General features: G+C 60.1%; 30 protein-coding genes. 7 read left to right on the top strand and 23 right to left on the bottom strand.

Annotated elements, in window-relative coordinates; translation table 11 throughout:
• Both P8X48_04355 and P8X48_04360 read right to left on the bottom strand, forming a co-directional pair.
• The coding region (locus P8X48_04355; GenBank protein ID MEJ2106551.1) for an adenylate/guanylate cyclase domain-containing protein at positions 1–1,111 on the bottom strand (1,111 nt) is incomplete at its 3' end.
• A gap of 37 nt (positions 1,112–1,148) precedes the next feature.
• The gene (locus P8X48_04360; protein MEJ2106552.1) at positions 1,149–1,748 is read right to left on the bottom strand and encodes a tetratricopeptide repeat protein; all 600 of its coding nucleotides are present in this window, start codon (positions 1,746–1,748) and stop codon (positions 1,149–1,151) included.
• A 214-nt stretch (positions 1,749–1,962) separates the two neighbouring features.
• Here P8X48_04360 and P8X48_04365 point away from each other — a divergent pair, with 214 nt between their 5' ends.
• On the top strand, positions 1,963–2,535 hold the full coding sequence (locus P8X48_04365) for a hypothetical protein (GenBank protein MEJ2106553.1): 573 nt from the start codon (positions 1,963–1,965) through the stop codon (positions 2,533–2,535).
• Between the two features lie 16 nt (positions 2,536–2,551).
• Here P8X48_04365 and acpS read toward each other — a convergent pair whose 3' ends face one another.
• The 11 genes from acpS to rpoE all read right to left on the bottom strand — a co-directional run bounded on the left by acpS (position 2,552) and on the right by rpoE (position 11,291).
• On the bottom strand, positions 2,552–2,932 hold the full coding sequence (gene acpS / locus P8X48_04370; protein ID MEJ2106554.1) for a holo-ACP synthase: 381 nt from the start codon (positions 2,930–2,932) through the stop codon (positions 2,552–2,554).
• Entirely contained in the window at positions 2,929–3,657 is a 729-nt protein-coding gene (gene pdxJ, locus P8X48_04375) for a pyridoxine 5'-phosphate synthase (GenBank protein MEJ2106555.1), read from the bottom strand. The genes acpS and pdxJ overlap by 4 nt, the downstream gene beginning before the upstream one ends.
• Complete coding sequence (gene recO / locus P8X48_04380) at positions 3,654–4,391, bottom strand: DNA repair protein RecO (GenBank protein MEJ2106556.1); 738 nt, start codon at positions 4,389–4,391, stop codon at positions 3,654–3,656. Before recO ends, pdxJ begins: the two co-directional genes overlap by 4 nt.
• Complete coding sequence (era, locus tag P8X48_04385; protein ID MEJ2106557.1) at positions 4,391–5,281, bottom strand: GTPase Era; 891 nt, start codon at positions 5,279–5,281, stop codon at positions 4,391–4,393. Before era ends, recO begins: the two co-directional genes overlap by 1 nt.
• Positions 5,282–5,292: 11 nt before the next feature.
• The gene (gene rnc, locus P8X48_04390; GenBank protein ID MEJ2106558.1) at positions 5,293–5,970 is read right to left on the bottom strand and encodes a ribonuclease III; all 678 of its coding nucleotides are present in this window, start codon (positions 5,968–5,970) and stop codon (positions 5,293–5,295) included.
• 2 nt (positions 5,971–5,972) lie between these two features.
• On the bottom strand, positions 5,973–6,344 hold the full coding sequence (locus P8X48_04395) for a DUF4845 domain-containing protein (protein MEJ2106559.1): 372 nt from the start codon (positions 6,342–6,344) through the stop codon (positions 5,973–5,975).
• Positions 6,345–6,361: 17 nt separating this feature from the next.
• Positions 6,362–7,198: a signal peptidase I gene (gene lepB, locus P8X48_04400; protein MEJ2106560.1), complete on the bottom strand. Its 837-nt coding sequence runs from the start codon at positions 7,196–7,198 to the stop codon at positions 6,362–6,364.
• Positions 7,198–9,009: a translation elongation factor 4 gene (gene lepA / locus P8X48_04405; GenBank protein MEJ2106561.1), complete on the bottom strand. Its 1,812-nt coding sequence runs from the start codon at positions 9,007–9,009 to the stop codon at positions 7,198–7,200. The genes lepB and lepA overlap by 1 nt, the downstream gene beginning before the upstream one ends.
• Before the next feature lie 127 nt (positions 9,010–9,136).
• Positions 9,137–10,126: a MucB/RseB C-terminal domain-containing protein gene (locus tag P8X48_04410; GenBank protein MEJ2106562.1), complete on the bottom strand. Its 990-nt coding sequence runs from the start codon at positions 10,124–10,126 to the stop codon at positions 9,137–9,139.
• Positions 10,123–10,671, bottom strand: a complete 549-nt coding sequence (locus P8X48_04415; GenBank protein MEJ2106563.1) for a sigma-E factor negative regulatory protein — start codon at positions 10,669–10,671, stop codon at positions 10,123–10,125. Before P8X48_04415 ends, P8X48_04410 begins: the two co-directional genes overlap by 4 nt.
• Positions 10,672–10,709: 38 nt before the next feature.
• Positions 10,710–11,291, bottom strand: coding sequence for an RNA polymerase sigma factor RpoE (rpoE, locus tag P8X48_04420; protein MEJ2106564.1), 582 nt, complete (start codon positions 11,289–11,291; stop codon positions 10,710–10,712).
• 206 nt (positions 11,292–11,497) lie between these two features.
• On the opposite strand from rpoE, the gene nadB reads away from it, so the two are divergent.
• The gene (gene nadB / locus P8X48_04425) at positions 11,498–13,129 is read left to right on the top strand and encodes an L-aspartate oxidase (protein ID MEJ2106565.1); all 1,632 of its coding nucleotides are present in this window, start codon (positions 11,498–11,500) and stop codon (positions 13,127–13,129) included.
• On the opposite strand, the gene P8X48_04430 is transcribed toward nadB, so the two are convergent.
• From P8X48_04430 to sdhC, 6 genes are read right to left on the bottom strand one after another with little or no spacing between them, the layout of a single operon-like run.
• Positions 13,126–13,563 (bottom strand): hypothetical protein, encoded by a 438-nt coding sequence (locus tag P8X48_04430; protein MEJ2106566.1) that lies wholly within the window; start codon positions 13,561–13,563, stop codon positions 13,126–13,128. The two genes, nadB and P8X48_04430, sit on opposite strands and share 4 nt — an antisense overlap.
• Positions 13,541–13,786: a succinate dehydrogenase assembly factor 2 gene (locus P8X48_04435; protein MEJ2106567.1), complete on the bottom strand. Its 246-nt coding sequence runs from the start codon at positions 13,784–13,786 to the stop codon at positions 13,541–13,543. Before P8X48_04435 ends, P8X48_04430 begins: the two co-directional genes overlap by 23 nt.
• Complete coding sequence (locus tag P8X48_04440; GenBank protein MEJ2106568.1) at positions 13,783–14,478, bottom strand: succinate dehydrogenase iron-sulfur subunit; 696 nt, start codon at positions 14,476–14,478, stop codon at positions 13,783–13,785. The genes P8X48_04435 and P8X48_04440 overlap by 4 nt, the downstream gene beginning before the upstream one ends.
• Positions 14,479–14,513: 35 nt before the next feature.
• The gene (sdhA, locus tag P8X48_04445; GenBank protein MEJ2106569.1) at positions 14,514–16,277 is read right to left on the bottom strand and encodes a succinate dehydrogenase flavoprotein subunit; all 1,764 of its coding nucleotides are present in this window, start codon (positions 16,275–16,277) and stop codon (positions 14,514–14,516) included.
• Positions 16,278–16,625: a succinate dehydrogenase, hydrophobic membrane anchor protein gene (gene sdhD / locus P8X48_04450; protein MEJ2106570.1), complete on the bottom strand. Its 348-nt coding sequence runs from the start codon at positions 16,623–16,625 to the stop codon at positions 16,278–16,280. It lies immediately after the preceding gene.
• Between the two features lie 2 nt (positions 16,626–16,627).
• On the bottom strand, positions 16,628–17,032 hold the full coding sequence (gene sdhC / locus P8X48_04455; protein ID MEJ2106571.1) for a succinate dehydrogenase, cytochrome b556 subunit: 405 nt from the start codon (positions 17,030–17,032) through the stop codon (positions 16,628–16,630).
• A gap of 89 nt (positions 17,033–17,121) precedes the next feature.
• On the opposite strand from sdhC, the gene P8X48_04460 reads away from it, so the two are divergent.
• The 5 genes from P8X48_04460 (at position 17,122) to P8X48_04480 (ending at position 21,310) form a co-directional block, all read left to right on the top strand.
• Complete coding sequence (locus tag P8X48_04460) at positions 17,122–18,171, top strand: folate-binding protein YgfZ (GenBank protein MEJ2106572.1); 1,050 nt, start codon at positions 17,122–17,124, stop codon at positions 18,169–18,171.
• Between the two features lie 258 nt (positions 18,172–18,429).
• The gene (locus P8X48_04465; protein MEJ2106573.1) at positions 18,430–19,989 is read left to right on the top strand and encodes a putative sulfate exporter family transporter; all 1,560 of its coding nucleotides are present in this window, start codon (positions 18,430–18,432) and stop codon (positions 19,987–19,989) included.
• Positions 19,990–20,013: 24 nt separating this feature from the next.
• Entirely contained in the window at positions 20,014–20,142 is a 129-nt protein-coding gene (locus tag P8X48_04470; protein MEJ2106574.1) for a hypothetical protein, read from the top strand.
• A gap of 67 nt (positions 20,143–20,209) precedes the next feature.
• Positions 20,210–20,671, top strand: coding sequence for a universal stress protein (locus tag P8X48_04475; GenBank protein ID MEJ2106575.1), 462 nt, complete (start codon positions 20,210–20,212; stop codon positions 20,669–20,671).
• A 6-nt stretch (positions 20,672–20,677) separates the two neighbouring features.
• Positions 20,678–21,310, top strand: coding sequence for a hypothetical protein (locus P8X48_04480; GenBank protein MEJ2106576.1), 633 nt, complete (start codon positions 20,678–20,680; stop codon positions 21,308–21,310).
• Here P8X48_04480 and ftsB read toward each other — a convergent pair.
• From ftsB to P8X48_04500, 4 genes are all read right to left on the bottom strand, one after another.
• The gene (ftsB, locus tag P8X48_04485) at positions 21,307–21,630 is read right to left on the bottom strand and encodes a cell division protein FtsB (protein ID MEJ2106577.1); all 324 of its coding nucleotides are present in this window, start codon (positions 21,628–21,630) and stop codon (positions 21,307–21,309) included. The two genes, P8X48_04480 and ftsB, sit on opposite strands and share 4 nt — an antisense overlap.
• A gap of 45 nt (positions 21,631–21,675) precedes the next feature.
• A complete protein-coding gene (gene eno, locus P8X48_04490; GenBank protein ID MEJ2106578.1) occupies positions 21,676–22,959 on the bottom strand; it encodes a phosphopyruvate hydratase in 1,284 nt (427 codons plus the stop codon).
• Between the two features lie 56 nt (positions 22,960–23,015).
• Positions 23,016–23,852 (bottom strand): 3-deoxy-8-phosphooctulonate synthase, encoded by an 837-nt coding sequence (kdsA, locus tag P8X48_04495; GenBank protein ID MEJ2106579.1) that lies wholly within the window; start codon positions 23,850–23,852, stop codon positions 23,016–23,018.
• Positions 23,853–24,353: gamma-glutamyl-gamma-aminobutyrate hydrolase family protein (locus P8X48_04500; GenBank protein MEJ2106580.1), on the bottom strand; the 501-nt coding region annotated here is incomplete at its 5' end.

The following is a 24,353-nucleotide window of genomic DNA, read 5'->3' on the forward strand; positions in this document are numbered from 1 at the left end:
GAGACGGCTTGTCGAGCCGGATGTCGTATTCGCCCCCAATCCCGCGAATGTCGTACACCGTCACCGCCTGCTGCAGGCCCTTGGCGCGCACACCGTAGACACCGTCCAGGTCCAGACCTTCTCCTGCGCAGGTCACAGTAGATTCGGAAGCCAGCACACGTCCGCCGTCGCAACTGGCCTGGATACGCGCAGCGACATTGACGGCGTTGCCGACGATTCCGTACTTGATCCGTTTCTCGGACCCGATATTCCCGACGACCACGTCGCCGGTATTGAGACCGATCCCCATCTCCACCGTTGGCAGGCCATCCATCCCGTTGATGCGATTTACGTCTTCCATCGCCTGTTGCATCTCCAGGGCGCACGCGACTGCAGTGCGGGCATGATTCTCCATCGGCACGGGGGCGCCAAAGAAGGCAAGAATTCCGTCGCCGAAAAATTCATTGATTGTGCCTCCATGCACGCCAATGACGTCCGTCATGACACCAAAGAAATTATTGACCAGGCGAACCACCTCGGTGGGTGACAATTGTTCGGCAAGCGGGGTGAAACCCCGCAAATCTGCAAACAGGATCGTCAGTTCATGCAAATCGCCGCCGAGGGCCAAACCCGTGGGTGAGTCCAGCAGCTGTTCCACGACCTCATCGGTGAGATAGCGCCCAAAGGCGGCGCGAATGAAGTCGTTGCGAGCCTCCAGTCTGCTCAACAGTTTCCGGTTATGATCATTGGTGAACTTCAATGCGAGTTGTGTGTCCACTCGCGCCATCATGACCTTCATGTCGATGGGCTTGGTCACATAGTCGTTCGCACCCAGTTCCAGCGCCTCGATAATATCCTGGCTGTCGTCCCGTGCCGTTGCCATGATCACCGGTAACTCGGCCCGCCCGCGCTTCTCACGAATTGCCCACAGAACATCGTAGCCACTCATCTCCGGCATAACGATATCGAGAAGGACCAGGTCGAATGGACCGGCTTCGATTGCCGCAATCGCCTGCCGGCCACTTTGCACGCTTTCCGCATCGTAGCCGCGCATGGCCAGACGCCGCGTTAACAACTCACAGTTGTTCGCGTTGTCATCCACGACCAGAATGCGTGCGGTTTCTTCGCTCATTCGGTTATTCTTTCTCTTTCCCGATCCCATCGCGACCCTAGGGCGCGTACAGGAAGATTTCGTCCGCGAGTTCCGTAGCCAGATAATAGCCGGGCAGAAGCCGGTTGATCTCTTCGGCGGCATAGCGGGCCTTGCGAAAATCGCCGCGAGCGAGATAGCTCTCCCCCGCCTGAAAATACCAGTAAGATGCGGCATACGGGCAGCGATGAATCCCCCACCCCTTTTCCCGCATCAGGCCCATATGTAGCTGGGCCTCGGCCAGGCCCTGCTGTGCTGCGCGCCGGAACCAGTAGACGGCCCGTTCCAGATTCTGCTGCGTACCCAGTCCCTGTGCAAAGAACACGCCAAGATTATACTGCGACCGGACATTACCCTGTTCGGCGGCCAGCTTTGTCCAGTAAAAGGCCCGTTTCCCGTCCCGGGGAAGCCCTCCAACACCGGACCCATACATCATGCCCAGCAAGGCCTGCGCGCGGAGGTCCCCATGCCGGCCCTCGCGGTGCAGTTTCAGCAATTCCGGCCGGGTCGTGCCGGAAGGCGGCCGCGCCAGTTCGCCAGAGGGCCCGGTTTGGCAACCCATGAGGGCCACGACCCACACCAGGAGTATTCCAGCCAGCCCCGCCCTGACGGGTTTCACATTCCCTTCTCCTGATCCATCGATGCAAGACCTTGCATAGCGTATGCCAAATACAGTTATAGCCGAAAACCGTAGCGGAAACCTTGGCAAGGTGGAGGTTTCGGGGATCGACACCAGAAATGGGTGGAATCGCCTGAGCGCCCTTGTCGGGCGCAGCATCGAATCGTTACAGTGGGGCCCATTCTAAAGAACATTGCCGCAGGAGGAGACTGGAATGATCGGAAAGAAGAACATCGCTTTTGGCTTTCTTTATCTCGTACTGAGCGCGTCCCTGGGTCCCTACATGATCGTGACCCAGTTTCCGGCGGTCGCCCAGAGCCAGGCCGCGAAACAGGCCAAGATGAGCGCCCTTCAGCTGGCCCAGAGCAATGGTTTCGTTGATGAAAACCTGAATACCATGACTCCGAAACAGATTGCCGAAGCGAACACCGGGGCCATCCTCGCCCTGTCGGCCAACCTGAACGCGCAGGCACCCGTCGACGCTATCAAGGGCGGTCCCCATGCGCACGGAAATCTCGAGGCCCTGCTGAATGTCGTTGCCGGAATTGTCCTGTGCTTCCTTGCCCTGCCGATCCTGTACAAGCAGATTCTCAGCTGGCTGTTCATCGGCGGCGCGGTACTGCACTCGGGCATTTGGTACCTCGCCGTTGTCCTGCAATGGGGATGGGCCATCTCGTGGACCACGGGCCCGCTGGCCGTCATCGGCCCGGTACTGGTCCTCGCGGGCTTCGGCCTCATGGGCATCGCCGTAATCCTTGGCTTCAGGGGCGAGATCGTGCGCGACTAGGCACGCGCTCGACGGCTCAGTCGGTACTGAGGGTCACGAAGGCGACTGCGTATTCCCGCTCATCCGCGAGACTCAGGTGCGCGGAGCGAATCTCGTGGCTGGCCACGAATTCTGCCGCATAGCCATCGAATTCAAGGAGGGGACGGCCATTGGCGTCGTGTGAGACGCCAATGTGCCGAAGATGCAGACCCTTGCGGAAGCCCGTGCCCATCGCCTTGGCCGTCGCCTCCTTGGCGGCAAACCGCTTGGCCAGAAAGTGTGCCGGTGCCTGAGCGCGCTGGAAATCCCCGTATTCGCGGTCGGTCAGGATCCGGCGTGCAAAGCGGTCGCCCCGCTGTGTGAGGATGCGCTCCATCCGCCCTACCTGGACGATATCGGTGCCGATGCCGAAAATCATTCCGCGGCCGCTGCGCACATCAGCGCCTTCATCTCCCGAACCGCTTCGCGGAAGCCGGTGAAAACAGCCCGGGCAACGATGGAATGACCGATGTTCAGTTCGGCGACCCCGGGTATGGCGGCGATCTCCTGGACATTGTGATAGTGCAGGCCGTGACCCGCATTGACCTGCAGACCCAGGTCCTGACCCAGACGGATCGCCTGCTGAATCCGGGTCAGTTCCCCGTGGCGCTCGCGTGCGCCGACGATGTCGGCGAAGTGTCCCGTGTGAATCTCAATCACGGGTGCGCGCACGCGTTCCGCTGCCTCCACCTGTGCCGGATCAGCGTCGATAAAGAGAGAAACCCGTACCCCCGCCTCCGCCAGCTGCGCGCAGGCATCGGCAATCCGGTTCTCCTGCCCGGCCACGTCCAGTCCTCCCTCCGTGGTAAGCTCCTCGCGACGTTCCGGCACCAGACAGCAGTCTTCGGGGTGGAGCCGGGTCGCAAACTCCAGCATCTCCGCGGTTACCGCCATTTCAAGGTTCAGGCGAGTCTGTTTCGCCTGCTGCACCAGTTCCACGTCCCGCTCCTGAACGTGACGCCGGTCCTCTCGCAGGTGCATCGTGATCGCGTCCGCGCCCGCAAGCTCGGCTTCCATTGCGGCGTACACCGGATCGGGATAGCGGGTGCCACGCGCCTGGCGCAGGCTGGCCACATGGTCGATGTTCACACCAAGCTGGATCAATCTTGATCTCCTTCTTCTTCTACGGCGCGGCGTGACGTCACCGCGCTAAAGACTCTCCGACTTTGCAGAGGCTTGTAGTCGAGGCGATGCGCAATCACGGTCCGCATCAGGCCCTTCAGCTCCATCAACACCGAGGGCTCGTCGATCTCGCCTCGTTCCAGCGCCAGCAGGGTTTGCCCGTGAATCCGGGCTTCGCCGGGCTGGCCGACGATGCGGTGGGGCCCTTCGTCGGGCACATACTGGTACAGGGCATCGGCATCGATGGCTGCATTATTGGTCACATCGTGGTCCAGAACCAGACCATAACCCAGCTCCTGCAACAAACGGTATTCAAAGCGGCGCAGCGCCACATCCAGATTCCCTCCCCTGCCCAGCTCATCGAGGCCCTGCACATAGGCGTCGAACAATTCTTCGTGGGGATCATGCCGATGCAGCAGGCGCATCAGCAGCTCGTTGATGTAAAAGCCACAGTAGACAGCGTCGCCCGTCAGGGCGCGTGATGGTCCCGCAGCCTCGACCGCTCCCAGGACGCCCAACTCACCGGTCCCGGACCAGGACACCAGCAAGGGCTGGAACGGTGCCAACAGGGCACGCTGCCGGCTGCGTGGTCGACGGGCCCCCTTGGCCAGCACACCAATCCGGCCATGATCGCGGGTGAACAATTCGATCAGGAGCGACGTTTCGCTGTAGTCATGCTGATGCAGAACAAATGCTGCCTGCTGTGCAACTCGCATCAGCGGTCCTCGTCTATATACCCCAGTCCGTGCAGGGCGCGTTCACTGTCTGCCCAGCCCTCACGCAGCTTGACCCACACGCGCAAGAAAACCTTTTCACCGAACAGCTTTTCCATCTCCAGTCGCGCGGCACTGCTGATCGCCTTGATCCGCTCGCCCTCCTTGCCGATAAGCACCGCCTTCTGTCCCGGTTTTTCTACATAGATAAGCGCATCAATATTGAGCTTCTTGTTGTCGCGACGAAAGCGCTCGATCTCGACCGCGGTGGCATAGGGGATTTCATCACCCACGGCACGAAACACCTGCTCCCGAATTCGTTCCGCCGCCAGGAACCGCTCGCTTCGATCGGTGAGCTGGTCCTGCGGATAGATCGGCGGCTGTTCCGGAAGGTATTTCATCAACACATCTTCGAGCTCGTTCACATTTGTCCCGCGGGCAGCGGATACGGGAACGATTTCCGCGAAGGACATCTTTTTGCCGGAAGACTCGATCAGCGGAAGCAGGGCCTCCGGGGTGGGCAAACGATCGATCTTGTTGATGACGAGGATCACCGGCACGGGCTGGGCGCGAACGGCCTCGAGCACAGGCTCATCCATTTCCCGCCAGCCCTCCGCCGTGATCACCATGGCCACGCAATCGACACCATGCAGCGCCCCGACGATGGCACGTTTCATATAGCGGCCCAAAAGGCGGCTTTCGCCTCCATGCATCCCCGGCGTATCCACCAGCACGAGCTGTCCGTCGGCCCGATTCTTGATTCCAACAACGCGGTGTCGGGTGGTTTGGGGGCGGCGGGACGTGATACTGACCTTTTCGCCGATAATACGGTTCATCAGCGTTGATTTGCCGACGTTGGGACGACCCACAAAGGCGACAAGCCCTGCGCGCATTTGGCTTTCCATCAGTCGGCTTCGAGCAGGGACAAGGCCTTTTCCGCCGCATCCTGCTCCGCGGCCCGCCGCGAGCGACCCGAGCCCTCCACGCGATCGGACAGGCTACTCACGGAACACTCCACGTGAAAGTTCTGGGCGTGTGCCTGGCCGGAAACCTCCAGAACCCGGTAGTCGGGCGTAGGCAGGCCTCGGCTCTGCAGATACTCCTGGAGCCGGGTCTTTGGATCCTTTTCCGTAGCACGGGCATCGAGATCGTACAGCTTGTCCGAGTAGACCCGCAAAATCACATCCCGCACGACGCCAAAATCACTGTCCATCAGGATTGCGCCGAAGACCGCCTCCAGAGCGTCAGCCAGTATGGAGCCCCGATCGAATCCTCCGGTCCGCAATTCGCCAGGGCCGAGGCGCAGGGCCGGACCGAGTTCCAGGCGACGCGCAAGCTCGGACAGGCTTTCTTTTCTGACCAGGCGTGCACGCAGGCGCGTTAGCTCACCCTCGGTCAGCTTTGGAAAGCGCTCATACAGATAGGAGGAAATGGTAAACCCGAGCACGCTGTCACCCAGGAACTCGAGTCTCTCGTTGTTGTCTGCGGCCCGGCTGCGGTGGGTCAGCGCCCGTTCCAGGAGGTTACCGTCCGTGAATTGGTATCCCAGTCTCTCCAGAAAACCGCGGACGGCGTCAACCAAAGTCAGCGCACCGTGACTTCATGATCGAAATAGATGACGGCGGAAATATTTCCTGCCATGGGAATCTCGACCGAGTAGTCCGCATTAATGGTCTTTCCTCCCGATGTGGCCGTGACTTGCACATCCTTGTATGGATCCATGGATGTAATGTAATCGACATCGAACTGTTTGGAGATGCTTGCACGGATATCCTGTATCGTCATATCGCCCGCGCCTGGCTGGCTGGCCACCCGCCGCAAGGCCGAGCCGATCTCGGCATCGGTAATGTACGGAGGCACCAGCTTGAACGCCAGAAAAAGAAAAAACACGCCAATGAAAATAATGAAAGCAACACCCCAGAGGGTGATGCCACGTTGGCTGCTTGTGCCCTGCATATCTACCTCCGGCAGTTCTAGTGAATGGTTTCGCCGATACGTTTCCAGAAAATACGATTCCAGATCCAGCCTTTCTCGCCGAGCTCGTCGTAGCTGAACCAGATAAAAAATGCACGACCGATCAGGTTCTGCTCCGGAACGAATCCCCAGTAGCGACTGTCGTTGCTTCGATCCCGGTTATCACCCATAACGAAATAATGGCCCGCCGGGACGTGAATTTCCAACTTTGGCGCGCCGCCACTTCCCGGATCGGTAAGAATGTGATGCCGGACCCCGCCCAGATCCTCTGTCCACTGCCGCATTTGGGCCAATCGTTCGCCAATCTCCCGGATTTGCACCGGAGGATCCGCGGTCCGGGTTACGGCCTTCCCGTTAATTGTCAACTTCTTGTTTTCGTATATAACATCATCACCCGGTATGCCCACCACCCGCTTGATATAGTTCTTCGAGGGATCCTGGGGATACCGGAATACCACCACGTCGCCGCGATGAGGTTCGCTCACGGGTATCAGTTTCACGTCAAGAATTGGCAGGCGAATTCCATAGCGGAACTTGTTAACCAAAATATAGTCGCCGGGAACCAGACTCGGCAGCATGGACCCGGAAGGAATCGTAAATGGCTCGGCGATAAAGGCCCGCAGCACGAACACGACCAGAATCACCGGGAAGAAGGTTCGTGCGTACTCCACCACGAGCGGTTCGTGCTCCACGGCGGCAATCGCGGTTTCGTCTCCGCCTTCCGCTTTCACCGCCTCTGCCCGGCGCCGGCGGCGCGCGCGCAGGATCGCCCGATCGAACCCCCAGATGCCGCCGGCAATCAGCAGCAGCCACAACATCAATGCCGAAAAATCCATTACTTGTTCTCGTCTACCCGAAGTACCGCAAGAAACGCCTCTTGTGGAATCTCTACCGATCCGAATTGTTTCATACGCTTCTTGCCGGCCTTCTGCTTCTCCAGCAGTTTCCGTTTACGGGTCGCATCTCCGCCATAGCACTTCGCCGTCACGTTCTTGCGCAGGGCCTTCACGGTCTCACGCGAAATGATTTTCGATCCAATCGCCGCCTGAATGGCCACGTCAAACATCTGCCGGGGAATGATCTCCCTCAATCTCCTGGCCAGTTCGCGTCCCCGATACTGGGCCTGGTCCCGATGCACGATGATCGAAAGCGCGTCGACTTTTTCCCCGTTAATCATCACATCGAGCTTTACCATCGGCGACGGTCGAAACTCGACGAACTCGTAATCCAGGGATGCAAATCCGCGACTTACCGATTTCAGACGATCAAAGAAGTCCAGCACGATCTCGTTCAGTGGCAATTCGTAGCTTAGCATGACCTGCCGCCCCATATACTGCATATGGGTTTGAACACCCCGCTTCTCCACGCACAGGCCGATGACCGCACCCACGTAGTCCTGGGGGAGGAGGATGTGCGCCCGCACAATGGGTTCTCGAAACTCGGCAATCCTTGATGGCTCCGGGAGCTTTGCCGGATTTTCAACCTCGATCACAGCCCCGGAAGTGTCAACGATTTGATAAATCACCGTGGGCGCAGTGGTGACGAGATTCAGATTGTATTCCCGTTCCAGGCGTTCCTGGATGATCTCCATGTGCAGCATGCCGAGGAAGCCGCACCGAAAGCCGAAGCCCAGCGCCTGCGATGTTTCAGGCTCGAAGCTCAGCGAAGCATCATTCAGGCTGAGCTTTTCCAGTGCCTCGCGAAAGGCATCGTAGTCCGAGGAATCGACAGGATAGAGGCCGGCAAAAACCTGGGGCTTGATCTCCTTGAATCCGGGAAGCGCTTCTGCCGCCGGCTGGCGCGCATGCGTGATCGTATCGCCAACACGGGCACCGTGGACTTCCTTGATTCCGGCAATCACATATCCCACGTCGCCGGCATACAGCGCGTCGACCCGCTTTCTCTTCGGCGTGAAAATGCCAACCTCGTCGGTTTCATACTCGCTCTTCACGGCCATCATGCGGATCCGCTCGCGTGCGCGCAGAGTCCCATCCATGATCCTGACAAGGACGACCGTCCCGAGGTAGTTGTCGAACCAGGAGTCCACAATCAGTGCCTTCAGGGGAGCGTCTGCATCGCCACGGGGCGGAGGAATGCGGTGGACGATGGATTCGAGGATCTCCGTTACCCCTTCCCCGGTCTTGGCACTGGCGCGAATCGCGTCCTGGGCATCGATGCCGATGATGTCCTCGATCTCGGCAATCACCCGCTCCGGATCGGCGGCCGGCAGGTCGATCTTGTTGAGCACCGGAAGGATCTCGAGATCCAGTTCCGCCGCGGTGTAGCAGTTGGCCACGGTCTGCGCCTGGACACCCTGGGAGGCGTCAACTACCAGTAGCGCACCCTCACAGGCGGTAAGGGAACGGGAAACCTCGTAGGAGAAGTCCACGTGACCCGGGGTGTCGATCATGTTCAGGCGATAGGTATGACCATCCTTCGCCGTGTAGTCCAGCGCCACCTGCTGGGCCTTGATCGTGATTCCGCGTTCACGCTCCAGTTCCATGGAATCGAGAACCTGCTCCTCCATCTCGCGATCGGTCAGTCCGCCACAGACCTGGATAAACCGATCTGCCAGAGTCGATTTCCCGTGATCAATGTGGGCGATGATGGAGAAGTTGCGGATTCGTTCCGGATTCCAGTGTTTCATGGGTCGGGGACCAGCAGTCAGGGCCCCGGTCTGGATGAAGTGTTCTGAAGGGGGGTCAGGCGTTCAGCACCGAAGCCGCGCGTATCATAGCCGATCCCGCCAGCGAGAGAAATATGCCGAGGGCGGTTCAGGGCTTTTCCGTACGGGGTGATACCGAGTCCGCGATCATGGCCACCGTGGCGGGCGGCACCTCGCCCACGACAGTAATATGGTCGTCGCCCGCGACCCGGCCGTAGGCATGGACCGCGCCCATCCCCGTGGCACCGTGTATCGAGTGTTTCGCCCGCTCGTCCTTGCGCTCGATAAACACCGACACCGCTGCCAGGCCATCCGAATACACGAGATGCTCGATCTCCTGCTTGTGCATCGGACCCTTGCGGGAAATCTGTTTCGTCAGCTCGAAACCGGACGGCAGGCGCGTTGCGCGCCAATGGGTTTCCATGGTCGGCTTCGCGGAACTGTCGGTTTCGCGGTGCCACACCATGCCCTTGCCCGTGTACCGTGGCTGCAGGTCCTTGTCCGCGATCGGGTGATCAATGGAAATGTTGGTAAACATGAACTGCTCGATGATGTGTCCCTGCGGGTCCACCAGGTTGGACTTCAACAGCAATCCGGTCTTCCTGTCTGCCCAGAGGTGGTAACCGTATCGATAGCGGTCGTGGGGTTTTACGACCACCATCTGCGCCATCCGGTCGGCGATGCGATTCACGCCACCAAGCATCAGCGTATAGTTGCGGGTCACCCGGTCCAGGCGCTTTGGCAGAAGGGCCGGGAAACTCTTGTCACTGGTCTTGCGGTGTTCGACGACCACGGAATTCCTGTCCGGCAGATAGCACACGACGTCCCGGTCGTTGCGAATAATTTCCCGGGCTACCCCGTTGAGCGAGGTCAGAAGCTCGCGCGGCTTCCCATTCCTCGCCCGATGCACGATCCGCATGGCCTCGATCTGGTCACCATGCCGATAGACAAACGTGCCCGCATAGTTGTGCTCCTGCACTGCCCGGCCCATGGACATCATCCAGTCGCGAGCGGACTTGCCCGCCGCCATGGCCGCGGAACTGCTCAGTATGAAAACGAGAAAGGTGGAATAGCGGGAATGCCGCAGAAACGGACTCATTGCTCGCTATCGTATCCCACAATCCGGACGTAGGACATCATTCCGTTCATTCTGGAAGTCGGAGTGAATTCGCTATGCTCGACCATGTACAGGTTGAGATCATTTTCCACATCCGGGGAAATCGTGTTCCAGCGTGTGTCGCTGGTTCGAACGACATTACCGTTCGGGGCAGGCTGGGTCGTTGCCAGCTGTGTCGGCTGCGTCCCCGGAACCGGACTCACCATCCGGATGCCGACCACGGATACCGCGGCCACGGATGCGGCAATGGCGGCACCGCCTATCCATCGGCCAAGATCCCGTCGATCCGGCAGCAACCGTCCACGAGGAGCAAGAACCGTTGCCTCTTCATGCAGGTCGCCGGCCGTTGCTGACGCAACGCCGCTCACCGGTGTTTCCACCAGATCCTGGTGCAAGGCTGCCCGGATCAGATGCCACCGTTCCCAGCTACACCGCAGACTGGAATCGCGAACCAGTGTCTGCAACACGTCACCGGTCGCCCTGCGATCCAGCTCACCATCCATCAACGCCGATAATTTCTCTTTCATCACTACAGTACCCCCGAGCCGTATACTACTTGCGCACCTCAGTCCCCGCCGAGCAAGGGCGCCAACTCCTTTTCTATCGCTTCGCGTGCCCGAAAAATCCGTGACCGTACGGTTCCAATCGGACAATCCATGGCCTGAGCAATATCTTCATAGCTTAGACCGTCAATCTCGCGCATGAGAATTGCGGCACGCAAATCCTCAGGCAAGCCGTCAATCGCGTTCTGCACCCGTTCAGCGATCTCATCCCGGAGCAAATTTCGCTCCGGCGTGGCGACTTCCCGGAGCTCGCCTGCGCTTTCCAGCCCTTCCGCCGTGTCGACATCCACATCCGAACTGGGAGGCCGACGTCCCTGGGAAACCAGAAAATTCTTCGCCGTGTTGATGGCGATCCGGTACAGCCAGGTATAAAAAGCGCTGTCTCCCCGGAAGCCGGCCAGTGCACGGTAGGCCTTGATAAAGGCCTCCTGGGTGACATCCTGAACCTCGGCACTGTCGCGCAGGTAGCGGGAAACCAGCTTGGCCACCTTGTGCTGATATTTCAGTACCAGCAGATCGAAGGCCGCTTTGTCCCCCCGCTGCACCCGGGCGACAATCTCCGCATCGACGCTACGTTCGTCCAAGATACCCGAAGCCCCTGCTGTTGCCGTTCGAACCCCGGGCGCGCGTCATAGATAGAGACCGCCGGGCCCGGACAAAGTTCGTGAAAAAGTGAGTTTTACCCGAAATCTTGTTCATATTGATGGCTGCCCGCGCCCAGGCAAATAGATCAACCTGCCCGCTGGCGTGTGCTAGGATACCGCAAAAACACGGTCTCCGCCCTGCCCCAATGCCTTCGTCGCATGAAACCGAGGTCCTGATCATCGGCGCCGGCGTCGCCGGTCTTACCCTTGCACTGCGCCTCGCCCCCCGGACCCGCGTGACCGTCCTGGCCAAGGCGGCGCTGAACGAAGGCTCCAGCCTCTACGCCCAGGGAGGGGTTGCCGCCGTTCTGGACCGCCAGGAAGACTCCATCGCCTCCCATGTTGAAGATACCCTGAACGCCGGAGCCGGCCTGTGCCATGCCGATACCGTACGATTTGTCGTGGAACACGGCCCGGAGGCCATCCAATGGCTGATCGACGAGGGTGTCCCGTTTACCAAGAATGGCGATGGGGGAAACGACGAGGGCTATCATCTGACCCGGGAAGGCGGCCATTCCCACCGGCGCGTGATTCACGCCGCGGACCAGACCGGCAAGGCGATCGAAAACACGCTGGAGGCGCAGGTGCGACGCCACCCGAATATCCGTCTCCTGGAGCACCATATCGCCGTCGACCTCCTGACCCGAAACAAGCTCGGCCAGGCCGGAACAGACCGGGTCCTGGGCGCCTATGTCCTGAACAAGGAAACCGGCCATGTGGAACTGTTCGCCGCCCGCTTTGTGGTTCTCGCCACCGGTGGCGCATCCAAGGTGTACCTGTATACCAGCAACCCGGACACCTCCACGGGGGACGGAATTGCCATTGCCTGGCGCGCCGGCTGCCGCGTGGCCAACATGGAGTTCGTCCAGTTTCACCCGACTTGTCTGCACCACCCCCATGCCAAGTCCTTTCTGATCTCGGAGGCGGTTCGGGGCGAAGGCGGCCGCTTGCTCCTCCCCGATGGAACACCGTTCATGAGCCGTCACGATCCACGGGGCGAACTGGCGCCGCGCGACATCGTCGCCCGCGCCATCGACTTCGAGATGAAACGCCACGGCGTGGACTTCGTGCTTCTGGATATCAGCCACAAGCCGGCGGAATTCATCATTGAGCACTTCCCCCACATCTACAAGGTATGCAAACACCTGGGCTACGACATGACCACCGGGCCCATTCCGGTGGTGCCCGCGGCGCACTACACTTGCGGCGGAATCATGACCGATCTGCGCGGCCGTACCGATCTCGACGGCCTGTACGCCATCGGCGAATGCGCCCATACCGGTCTGCACGGCGCCAACCGGCTGGCAAGCAACTCGCTCCTGGAATGCCTTGTCTTCGCCCAGTCTGCCGCCGGGGATATCGATGCGCGCCGCGATGAGCCCGGGGCAGAAGCCCAGACGCTGCCCGCCTGGGACGAAAGCCGCGTCACTGACGCCGATGAGGAGGTCGTGGTCTCACACAACTGGCATGAACTTCGGCGGTTCATGTGGGACTACGTGGGAATCGTCCGAACCAGTAAACGACTGCAGCGGGCCCTGCACCGCGCGGATCTTCTCAACGAGGAGATTCATGAATACTACGCCAACTTCCGGATCAGCAATGACCTGCTCGAGTTGCGCAATCTGGTGGTGGTAGCGGAACTGATCATCCGCTCTGCCCAGAGCCGAAAAGAAAGTCGCGGCCTGCACTACACCCGCGACTATCCCCAGCCCTCGGCCGAACCGCCGCAAGACACGGTAATGGTTCCGGAGAGACCGCCCGTCCGTCGACGCGCCTAGCCAGCGCGGTTCGTATGCAGGAAGACCCGCAGCCGGTGGAAGGCCTCGGCGGACGTGGCATCCCGCGGGACCACCACGGCGTGGCGTCCACAGTCGGTCTGCATGGATGCCAGGACCACCCACGGGTGCACGAACACCGGGCCGATGCGGGTCGCCACTTCTTCGCGGCGATCGCCGAGAACCAGGCGCAGGCCATCCATGCCCGAAGGCCGAAGGACCCGTACGGCATGGCTGTGTTTGCGCGATACATGCCGACGCCAGATCGATGCCAGGCTGACGGCGATTGCGAACACCATACCGATGCGAACCAGCAGAGGCAGGGAAACCGCAAACACGGACGCGAGGGCACCCATGTGACTGAAGAGACAGAAGATTGCCAGCTGTGGCGAGCGACTCAACTCGACGGGAGCATCAAGCGCGAATCCGTTTGACAAGTTCGATGAATTCCTTTTCATCCGGTGTACTCACTCCATTGAAATATCCCAGCAGGGTATTGTCGTCGGTCTCCAGCAGGCGCGCAAAACAGTCCTTCTCCCACTGACTGAGGCGATCGTAGTCCTGCACCAGAAACCGTTCGAGCAACAGGTCGAGTTCCAGCAGCCCGCGCCGGCAACGCCAGCGCAGACGGCGGTCCTCCGCTTCCCCGGCCGCATTCACAGCCGTCTCCGCACCAGCATTTGTTTGATATGACCGATGGCGCGGGTGGGATTCAGGCCTTTGGGACAAACGTCGGTACAGTTCATGATGGTGTGACAGCGAAACAGGCGATAGGGATCCTCAAGCTCGTCCAGCCGCTCGCCCCCGGCCTGGTCCCGGCTGTCCGCCAGGAATCGCCACGCCTGAAGCAGCGCGGCAGGCCCGAGAAAACGGTCCGGGTTCCACCAGAAGGACGGACAGGAGGTCGAACAGCAGGCACACAGGATGCATTCATACAAACCATCGAGACGTTTGCGATCTTCCGGGGACTGCAGGCGCTCAATCTCCGGCTCGGGGTCGCGATTGATCAGCCATGGCTTGACCGCCTTGTACTGGTTGTAGAACTGGCTCAGATCGACGACCAGGTCGCGGATGACGGGCAAACCGGGGAGCGGTCTGAGGGTTACGTGGTTGCCGAGTTCGGACAAGGGGGTGATACAGGCCAGACCATTACGGCCGTTGATGCTCATGGCATCGGATCCGCATACGCCCTCCCCGCAGGACCTGCGGAAACTGAGGCTGTCGTCCTGTCGCTTCAGCAGCAGCAAGGCATCGAGCAACATGGTCGCTTCGTGATTCGGCTCCAGTTCGTAGTCCTGGATGTACGGCGCCGGGTCGGTATCCGGATTGAATCGGTAGACGGAGAATCTCATTTCGACAGCACCTCCTGCGACGACATTCCTGGCGGTCAGTACACGCGTTCCTTGGGCTTCAGCGTTTCAACGGTCAGGGGTTTCAGGCGGACCGGTTTGTAATCCAGAACCCTGCCCTCCCGGAAGTACAGCGAGTGTTTCAGCCACTGCGCGTCGTCGCGCTTCGGATAATCGAGTCGCGAATGCGCGCCCCGGCTTTCGCTACGGGCGGCCGCAGACACAACCGTGGCCAACGCACATTCCATCAGGTTCTCCAGTTCCATGGCCTCGATGCGTGCGGTATTGAAGATCCGGCTGTGATCCTTCAGGGTCGCATCCTGCATTCGGCGTTCCAGTGCCAGAACCCGTTCTACTCCTTCGTCCAGCACGTCCTGGGAACGAAAAACACCGCAATAGTTTTCCATGGTCCGCGCCAATTCGTCGCGGAGCCCATCTACCGATTCGCCGTCGCCGCGCCGGTCCCAGCGATGAAGCCGCGCCAGGGCGCGCTCCACGGCCGCATCCGGGACACCCCGATGGTGACGATTCTGGGCCAGGTACTCCAGGATGTGGTTCCCGGCGGCGCGCCCGAAGACGACAATGTCGAGTAGCGAATTTCCGCCCAGTCGATTGGCCCCGTGCACCGATACACATGCGCATTCGCCAACCGCGTACAGGCCGGGCACCGCTTCCTCCGGACCTGTATCCACCGGCACCACTACCTGTCCGGCCCGATTGGTCGGAATCCCGCCCATGGTGTAGTGCGCCGTCGGATACACCGGGATGGGCTGCTCCACCGGGTCGACACCGGCAAAGCGCATGGCGAGCTCGCGGATCCCGGGCAGGCGCTGGCGAATGATGTCGGCGTCGAGGTGATCGACCTTGAGCAGCACGTAGTCCTGCGCCGGCCCACAACCACGCCCCTCACGCACCTCGGTGGCGATGGCCCGGCTGACCACATCCCGGCTGGCGAGGTCCCTGGCATGGGGTGCATAGCGTTCCATGAACCGTTCGCCGTCACGGTTGACCAGATAGCCGCCCTCCCCTCGTACACCTTCGGAGATCAGCACGCCGGCTCCCGCGATACCGGTCGGATGGAACTGAAAGAACTCCATGTCCTGCAGGGGAAAGCCCGCACGCAGCGCCATTGCCATGCCATCACCCGTATTGATCATGGCGTTGGTCGTGGTGCGAAACATTCGCCCGGCGCCGCCGGTCGCCAACAAGGTGGTCTTGGCCTCGATCAGGAGGGGCTCGCCGGTTTCGATTTCCAGGGCCAGGGCCCCGAGGACATAACCCTCATCGTCGACTACAAGGTCAACGACAAAGTACTCGTCGAAAAAATGGGTCTTGGCGCGCAGGTTTTGCTGGTACAGGGAATGGAGGATGGCATGACCGGTGCGATCCGCCGCCGCGCACGTACGTGCCGCCTGCTCGCCGCCGAAGTTCTGGCTCTGGCCACCGAAGGGTCGCTGGTAGATTCGGCCATTGTCCAGGCGGGTGAACGGGACACCGTAGTGCTCCAGTTCCACCACCAGGCGCGCAGCCGCGCGACACATGTACTCGATGGCATCCTGGTCACCGAGATAGTCGCTCCCCTTCACAGTGTCATACATGTGCCAATGCCAGTTGTCCGGCATGACGTTACCCAGGGCCGCATTCATGCCTCCCTGTGCGGCCACGGTATGGGAACGCGTCGGAAAAACCTTGGATACAACCGCGACGTGGGCCTCTGCCTGGGCCAGCTGCAGGGCCGAACGCAGGCCACCCCCTCCGGCTCCGATAACCAGGCAGTCGAACCGGCGTCGCGCGACCGCCATTCAGGCGACTCCCTGGAACAGGACCAACACCAACCACACGCCGCACGCGAACAAAAAGATGGCGCTCGCCATGGTCGCGGAAAAACGAAGCCAGAACCGGTGCAGATAATCGAGATACACACTGCGCAATCCAATCCATGCGTGAGTCAGGAGCGCGACAAAACCCAGGAGCCAAAGGACCCGCAGGACCGGTTGATGAAACAGTTGTCTCCAGCTGGCGTAGTCGTGAACCGGGTGAAAAAGGAGGTACACCAGTTCCAGCAGACCGAATCCGGCCAGATAAACCGCCGACAGGCGTTGCCACAGCCACTCGCCGGTACCGCTGCCGGCACTGCCTGGCGTCCGCATGCTCACGAGGAAACCCCGAGGTACAGGACCGCGGCAACGACCAAGGTCGCCGCAAACGTTGCCCAGGCACTGTTGCGGGCCGCGCTCCGGCTAAGCCCGACATGCAGGTCCATCAGCAGATGGCGAATCCCGGAAAAGAAATGCTGGGCGAGAATCAGAATGATGATCGCCAGAAAGACACGAACCGGAATCCGGTCCGTCCACCGGGATATCTCGTGAAAGCCGGCAGCTCCGCTCAGCGAAACCTGCAACCCATACACCAGAAAAGGGATCAGAATCGCCAGGATTACGCCGGTAACACGGTGAACAATCGATACAATGCCACTGGCCGGGAGCCGAATTTTCAGCAGCGGCAAATCCACGGTCCGGGCGCGGGATTCGCCCGCAGGATTATTGTTGTTGACCACGTGTGGCAAGGGTTTCCTCGTCCATCGATTCGTTTATCATTTGCCGTCCATGGCGACGTCCAACCATATTATACGAGAGGGCTGTTCTGGTGAATGAGGGCTGGAACCAATTTCTGATCGAGAATCATGCGGAAATAGACCCCGAAAATGAGCTTCGGTTCGGAGACCCGAAGGATGAGGTTCGGGCAGCTGCGACCAATGGCGTCGTTGCGCCGTTGTTGCAGCGGAGCGTGATTCGGGTATCCGGGGAGGATGCCGAGGAATTTCTGCTTGGTCAGTTCACGAACGACCTGCGTCTGCTCGACGACCAACACACCCAGCTCAGCGCCTATTGCACGGCCCAGGGGCGCGCGCTCGCCGTCTTCCGTGTACTGCGAAAACAGGATGGTTGGCTGCTGATCCTGCCAACGAACCTGCGCGATTCAATCGTAAACCGCCTGCGCATGTTCGTTCTCCGGTCAAAGGTTGTCCTCGAACCGCTGGACGAATCCGTCGTACTGGGGGTATCGGGCGCCAGTTCCGCCGCCGCGATTCAGGACCTTGTCGGCTCAACCCCGAGCGAAACGGATTCATGCGCGTCATCAAAGGACATCACGGCCATACGTGTGGGCACGCGCCGGACCCGCTTTGAAATCATTGTGCCGGTTGAGCAGGCGCCTCAGCTGTGGCAGCGATTGAGCGCCCTGCTGCGACCGGTCGGAACCACGCCATGGGAATGGCTGGACATCCAGGACGGAATCCCGATTGTCTTGCCTGAAACCAGCGAGACCTTCGTGCCGCAAATGATCAACCTGGATGCCCTGGATGGGATCAACTTCAAGAAAGGCTGCTACCCGGGTCAGGAAATCGTGGCGAGGATGCACTATCTCGGTCGCTTGAAGCAGAGGATGTACGGCGCCCATGTAGACGCCAACGATGTACCCCGGGCGGGCGACAAACTGTTTGCGGATTCCTTTGGCGACCAGGCCGCCGGAACCATTGTAAGCGCCCGCGTCGCGCCAACCGGCGGTTCCGATCTGCTGGCGGTCATCCAGATTGAGGCAGCAGAGAACGGCGTGGTTCATCTGGGTGCGAGCGATGGACCGACGCTTACCTTGGGCGAATTGCCTTACTCGCTGCCGGCCCCCCAGCGCCCCTAGCCACCACTGTATCCTTCCTTATTGTTAAGGTTCTGTATCCTTTTCTGTTGGCTTTTTTTGGCTAATACAGACGCGTCTTAACGTTTGTTTTATTGTTTGTCTATCTTGTACCCCCCCTAGCGTTATGCTTGAATCGTCGTGTGCCGCAGAAGGTAATTCGGCATATAAGCAAGTACTAAATAAATAGCCATAAAACGAAAAATAGCGTCAATCCTAAAGATTGACCTCACGACGAAAACAACCACGGAGGAGTACGCCATGATCTATACCCGGAAGACACCGGCGACGCTCATCATGGGCATTATCTTTGCGGCCTATGGTTGGGCGGTCCAGCAGCACGCGCTGGACGGTGTCCTGAACTATTTGCATCAGACGAAACACGCCGACGAGATGGTGGCCATCTCGCTGACCGCGGGCATCATCGGCATCGTTATTGGCCTTTGGCAAATGATCGCGCCGCAGAAGGAAGGCCATCTCGACTACTATCTATCTACGGCCGGGGGAGTCCTGTTCATTCTGCTGGTGGCGGCAGCCGTCAAATGGGGTGTCGCTCCGCTGGTCGCGGAAGCGAGCAAGGCCATGGGCAACGTCGGCGGGACCGGAAAACCCATCCACAAGCTTCTGGGTCTGAACTACGTCGTCCTCGGCATCCTCGGCGGCATCATCATCGTCAACTATTTCCGCATTCCGCAATGGGCCGAAAATGGTGTACGGCTCTCACGCCTCGGTCTCAAGACCGGCGTGATCCTGCTGGGGGCCCTGTACAGTATCGCCGAACTGCAGAAACTGGGAACGCTGTCGGTGGTGATGATCGGGTTCTTCGTTCTTGGATCGGTCGGATTGGTGCTCTGGATCGGCGCCCGGCGCAACATCCCCAACTCCATGGGTGGCGTGCTTTCCGCCGGCATGGGCGTATGTGGTGTATCCGCTACCGTGGCCGCCTCTCCGGTAGTACAGGCCAAGTCCACCGAGATCGCGTATACGATTGGTACCATCCTGCTGTGGGGCGTGCTGATGATGTTCCTGTTCCCGCCCATCGGCCACGCCCTGGGATTGGGACCGGTGCAGTTCGGCGCCTGGGCCGGTACCGGCATCCTGAATTCGGCGCAGGTCGCGGGGGCTGCCCTGGCGTTCCAGCCGGACGGGATTGAAACCCTGAAGGTTGCCGAAATCTTCAATATCACCCGCGTGCTGTTCCTGCCGATCATTGTCCTGTGGCTGGCCGTGTGGTACGTCCGCCGCGAGGAAGGTGCGAAGCAGATCAGCGTGGGTCAGGTTATTGTTGGCAAATTTCCCGTGTTTGTCCTGGGTTTCATCCTGGTGTTTGCGCTTTCCTCCACTGGCATCTTTGCGCCGGCCAATCACTACAAGGGCAAGTACTTCGACAACAATATCAGCGAAAGCAAGCTGTTAAAGAGTGATGACATTGCCAAGCTGCGGGCGGAATCCGGCAAGGTACAGCGTGCCGATCGCCGCACTGCACTGAACAACCTGATCGAGAACGGCAAGGTGATGTCCATCGATGACGATGACACCCTGCGCGGCCTGGTGAACGCCAACATCCTCAGCAAGGATGCCAACCACATCCTCAAAGGGGCGCACAAGTCGGTTCGCCATACTGCAAAACGCGTCAAAAAGTTCCGCGCGTTGATCGTATGGTTCTTTGCCTTCGGCCTGGTGGGTCTGGGCATGCAAATCACCTTCTCGTCCATCAAGCAGGCCGGCGGCCAGCCCCTGGTCATCGGCACCATCGTTGGCACCATCAAGGCGGTGGGCGCACTGGTTGTCGTATGGATGTTCGTACGCGAAACGATCTGACGAAAACGTAAAGGAGAAACAGCTATGGCTGAACAAAAATTCGAGAGAGGCTCGGCCCTGTCCATCTTCAAGAGTGACCGTGCCGAGGATTTTGTTGCACTGGTGTTCTCGCTCATCCTGGTCGGTCTAGTCGTCATGTTTGTGCCGAAGTAAGACGACTCCACCTCCAACTTCCCGGGTCCATGTACGGACCCGGGATTTTTTTGCCGGAGGACGCATGATGTCCGCAAAACGAATTCTGCTAGCGAGCCACAACACCCGCGGGGCACGGGCGGCCGAGCGCTTTGCCCTGAAACACGCGGCCCGTGGCGCCGTGATTGACCACCTGCTTGTCGTACCGGATTTCTGGAAAGGCATGATGGGTGACGACTGGCTCAACAATGCCTCGACCCGCAAGATCTACGGGGACTACGTGGAGTCAGAACTGGAGAAGGAAATCCAGCGCCATGTCACCCGGCTCTCCCGGGAGTGCGAACGCAAGGCCCTGCGCTACCGGCTTACGGTGGTGCTGGGCAAACCGACTCAGGCCGTGCTGGAACAGGATTCGCACAATCGCTACGAACTGGTCGTTATCGGTGCACCCCGCCCCCGCGGTGAGCCGGGTCTGCGCTCCCGTATTTACGCGGACAAGTTGGCGGCGGGACTGCGGGCACCCCTCGTGATCGCCCCCCGGCCGGCGTAGTTCCGAATGAATCGAAAACCGGATATTCCGGACGAAGCTCCGCAGATTGATTCTCCTGATTTTGCGTGGTCGCGCTTCTACGCACCGCTGGCTCCAAAACAGGTTGCGGCGCTGTGTCGTGACGTTGAGGCAATGTTGCGGATCAATCCCTACTACGTATTTCGCGACTGGACGGCCAGCGACGGAAAGCATTTTCACATTGTGATGGACAACAGCAGCAACCAGCAGCGACTGGAAACGGACGTCGAACTGCTCGTGGACAGCGAGGAACGTATACGCATTCGCTACTACGAAGGGATCAAGAAAGCGACAATCTTCCTGATCGCGCCGTTGGCTAATGGTAGTATCGTTACGGTCGTCGACGATTATGGTGAACCCGCCGCAACCGAATCGGACAACGAGCCGAAACTGGCGGACAAGAGCCTGCCTGCCTGGGCCGGTGCCCTCAATGCGTATTTTCAACGCATACGCCGCTGGTCCTGGTTGCCGGGGTGGCGGTGGTATATGCGGCGCGTCTGGATGCCCATGACTCCTTCGGCGCGCCGGGTGGTCTGGATGCTCTACCTGATTACGCTGGCGGAGTTCGGATTCTTTCTGTTCGTGCTGCTGATCTTTGTGCTGGAAACCGGCACACGCTAGGGCGTATCGGAACCCGCCCCCTTCTCCGACGCGCTGCCGTTGCCGTTTTTCCCCTCAACAACGCGGACAAAGGTTTCGTTGGGGCGGATCATGCCAAGTTCCTCCCGGGCACGCTCCTCGATCGCATCCAGGCCGCTTTTCAGATTGACGACCTCCGCCTGTAGGGTGAGATTGCGTTCGCGCAGTTCGGCGTTCTTGGCGGTTTGTTCCTGCACCTCGCGGTGCAGCCGCCAATAGGCCAGCACGCCCCCGCTCCCGAACCAGAGCGGATACTGGAGCAATACCAGCAGGGCGACCAGGCCATAGGTCAGGATACGCATAGGCCTATTCTACCGCTTTCCCCGGTTTGGCCCATAGACGCGCCTTTAGCCGTGCAGAGGGAATGCCCCGAGCCCCGGGTATCTCGCGTCCTCGCCCAACTCCTCCTCAATCCGCAGGAGCTGGTTGTATTTTGCGACGCGGTCCGAGCGGGAAAGGGAACCGGTCTTGATCTGACCGGTCGCCGCCGCGACTGTGATGTCCGCGATGGTTGTATCCTCGGTCTCGCCCGAACGGTGCGACACCACGGATGTGTAACCGGCATCCCGGGCCATATCGATCGCCGCCAGGGTTTCGGTAAGAGTCCCGATCTGGTTCACCTTGATCAGTATGGAATTGGCGATTCCGCGCTCGATACCTTGTTGGAAAATCTTCGTATTGGTCACGAACAGATCGTCCCCGACCAGTTGCACGCGTTTGCCCAGCCGCTCCGTCATCAGGGCCCAACCATCCCAGTCGTCCTCGCTCATGCCGTCCTCGATGCTGAGAATCGGATATTTGTCCATCCAGCCGGCAAGCAGATCGATAAACTCTGCCGAACTCAGCTGTGCATCCTCGGAACCCAGGTGATAGCCCCCGTCGACCGCGAATTCGGAACTGGCGGCATCGCTGCCGATAAACACCTGCTCCCCGGCGCGATATCCCGCCGCCTCGATTGCCTGCATGATGACGACCAGGGCAGCTTCGTTGGATTCGAGATTGGGCGCAAACCCGCCTTCGTCACCCACGCTGGTATTCAGGCCCTTTCCCTTCAGCACGCCCTTGAGCGCATGAAATACCTCCACGCCACAACGCAGCGCCTCGGAAAAGCGATCGAAACCGGCGGGGATGATCATGAACTCCTGCAGGTCCACGCTGTTGTCTGCATGTACCCCGCCATTGATGATGTTCATCATGGGGACCGGTAGCAGGAACCCCCGACCCTGATCCAGGTAACGATACAGGGGCTGCCCGTGCTGGGCCGCCGCAGCACGCGCCACGGCCAGGGAAACCGCCAGGATGGCATTGGCACCCAGGCGACTCTTGTTTTCGGTGCCGTCCAGGCGGATCAGGGTTTCATCGATAGCCTGCTGGTGTCGGGCGTCCTTTCCAAGCAGGGCTTCCCGAATCTCCCCGTTTACATTGGCTACGGCATTCAATACACCCTTTCCGCCAAAGCGAGTTGCGTCTCCGTCGCGCAATTCCACCGCTTCGCGTGAGCCGGTGGAGGCACCGGAAGGAACCGCGGCACGACCGAAGGCCCCGGACTCCAGGGTCACCTCCGCCTCTACCGTGGGGTTTCCGCGCGAGTCGAGTATCTCCCGCGCATGGACATTCGTAATCATGGGCATAGAGCGTATAACCTGTTGCTTGCGTTCCTGTTACCCGGCACCACCGTGCCGCGCGCCTACAAATCCATTTCCGAGAAGCCGCGCTTCTTGACGGCCGCATCTATCTCCATCAGAACTCCCAACAGGGCCTCCATCTTTCCCAGTGGCCATGCATTGGGTCCGTCGCTCAGGGCCTGGTCCGGATCCGGATGGGTTTCCATGAACAGCCCCGATACCCCGGCCGCAACCGCGGCGCGGGCCAGCACCGGGACAAATTCCCGTTGCCCGCCGGAACGGTTTCCCTGTCCTCCGGGCAGTTGCACCGAGTGGGTCGCATCAAAGACCACCGGACAGCCGGTATCCCGCATGATCGCCAGCGAGCGCATGTCCGAAACCAGATTGTTGTAGCCGAAGCTTGCACCACGCTCGCACACCATCACCCGCTCGCGTCCTCCGGCCGCTACCGCCTTGTCGACGACGTTCTTCATATCGCCCGGCGCCAGGAACTGGCCCTTCTTGATGTTGACCGGTTTTCCGGCCGCCACCACGGCCTGGATGAAATCCGTTTGCCGACACAGGAAGGCCGGGGTCTGCAGGACGTCCACCGCCGCGCTCACGGCCTCGATCTGATCGACTTCGTGGATATCCGTCAGCACCGGAACGCCCACGCTTTCGCGCACCTCACGCAGAATATCCAGACCCTCTTCCATGCCGGGGCCGCGAAAGGACTGGTGCGAACTGCGATTGGCCTTGTCGAAGGAAGACTTGTAAATGAAGGGAATGCCGAGCCGCCCGGTGATTTCCTTAAGCTGGCCGGCTGTGTCCAGGGCCAGTTGCCGTGATTCGATCACGCAGGGACCCGCAACGAGAAAGAACGGCCGATCCAGGCCGACCTCAAAACCGCAGAGATTCATCTATGCAAAAACCTGTTGTTTCCCGCTGGCCTTGCGGTAGCTTCGCGCGGCCTCGATGTATCCGCTGAACAGCGGGTGCCCGTCGCGGGGGGTGGAGGTGAATTCCGGATGGAATTGTACACCAATAAACCAGGGATGTTTCGGAAGTTCGATGATTTCTACCAGATTGCCATCGACCGAAGTGCCGGCCACCACCATGCCGGCCTTTTCCAGTCGCTCGCGATAGAGATTGTTGAATTCGTAGCGGTGACGATGACGCTCGACGATGCGATCCTTGCCGTACAGCTCGCGGGCACGCGTGCCCGGCTGCAGGACACAGGTCTGGCCGCCCAGGCGCATGGTCCCCCCCAGATCGGTATTCTCGTCACGGACCTCGACCGAGCCGTCCGCGTTCAGCCATTCCGTAATCAGGGCGATGACCGGGTACGGGGTGGATCGATCGAACTCGGTGCTGTGGGCGCCTTCGAGCTTTGCAACATTTCGCGCAAATTCAATGACCGC

The sequence above is a fragment of the Acidiferrobacteraceae bacterium genome (assembly GCA_037388825.1).
Classification (GTDB): Bacteria; Pseudomonadota; Gammaproteobacteria; order Acidiferrobacterales; family JAJDNE01; genus JARRJV01.

Bases quoted from the DNA above. Each gene is read 5' to 3' on its own strand.
- P8X48_04365 (MEJ2106553.1), top strand. From the start codon at position 1,963: ATGATCGGAAAGAAGAACATCGCTTTTGGCTTTCTTTATCTCGTACTG.
- acpS (MEJ2106554.1), bottom strand. From the start codon at position 2,932: ATGATTTTCGGCATCGGCACCGATATCGTCCAGGTAGGGCGGATGGAG.
- recO (MEJ2106556.1), bottom strand. From the start codon at position 4,391: ATGCGAGTTGCACAGCAGGCAGCATTTGTTCTGCATCAGCATGACTAC.
- era (MEJ2106557.1), bottom strand. From the start codon at position 5,281: ATGCGCGCAGGGCTTGTCGCCTTTGTGGGTCGTCCCAACGTCGGCAAA.
- P8X48_04395 (MEJ2106559.1), bottom strand. From the start codon at position 6,344: ATGCAGGGCACAAGCAGCCAACGTGGCATCACCCTCTGGGGTGTTGCT.
- lepB (MEJ2106560.1), bottom strand. From the start codon at position 7,198: ATGGATTTTTCGGCATTGATGTTGTGGCTGCTGCTGATTGCCGGCGGC.
- lepA (MEJ2106561.1), bottom strand. From the start codon at position 9,009: ATGAAACACTGGAATCCGGAACGAATCCGCAACTTCTCCATCATCGCC.
- P8X48_04410 (MEJ2106562.1), bottom strand. From the start codon at position 10,126: ATGAGTCCGTTTCTGCGGCATTCCCGCTATTCCACCTTTCTCGTTTTC.
- P8X48_04415 (MEJ2106563.1), bottom strand. From the start codon at position 10,671: ATGAAAGAGAAATTATCGGCGTTGATGGATGGTGAGCTGGATCGCAGG.
- nadB (MEJ2106565.1), top strand. From the start codon at position 11,498: ATGCCTTCGTCGCATGAAACCGAGGTCCTGATCATCGGCGCCGGCGTC.
- P8X48_04440 (MEJ2106568.1), bottom strand. From the start codon at position 14,478: ATGAGATTCTCCGTCTACCGATTCAATCCGGATACCGACCCGGCGCCG.
- sdhA (MEJ2106569.1), bottom strand. From the start codon at position 16,277: ATGGCGGTCGCGCGACGCCGGTTCGACTGCCTGGTTATCGGAGCCGGA.
- sdhD (MEJ2106570.1), bottom strand. From the start codon at position 16,625: ATGCGGACGCCAGGCAGTGCCGGCAGCGGTACCGGCGAGTGGCTGTGG.
- P8X48_04465 (MEJ2106573.1), top strand. From the start codon at position 18,430: ATGATCTATACCCGGAAGACACCGGCGACGCTCATCATGGGCATTATC.
- P8X48_04470 (MEJ2106574.1), top strand. From the start codon at position 20,014: ATGGCTGAACAAAAATTCGAGAGAGGCTCGGCCCTGTCCATCTTCAAG.
- P8X48_04475 (MEJ2106575.1), top strand. From the start codon at position 20,210: ATGTCCGCAAAACGAATTCTGCTAGCGAGCCACAACACCCGCGGGGCA.
- P8X48_04480 (MEJ2106576.1), top strand. From the start codon at position 20,678: ATGAATCGAAAACCGGATATTCCGGACGAAGCTCCGCAGATTGATTCT.
- ftsB (MEJ2106577.1), bottom strand. From the start codon at position 21,630: ATGCGTATCCTGACCTATGGCCTGGTCGCCCTGCTGGTATTGCTCCAG.
- eno (MEJ2106578.1), bottom strand. From the start codon at position 22,959: ATGCCCATGATTACGAATGTCCATGCGCGGGAGATACTCGACTCGCGC.
- kdsA (MEJ2106579.1), bottom strand. From the start codon at position 23,852: ATGAATCTCTGCGGTTTTGAGGTCGGCCTGGATCGGCCGTTCTTTCTC.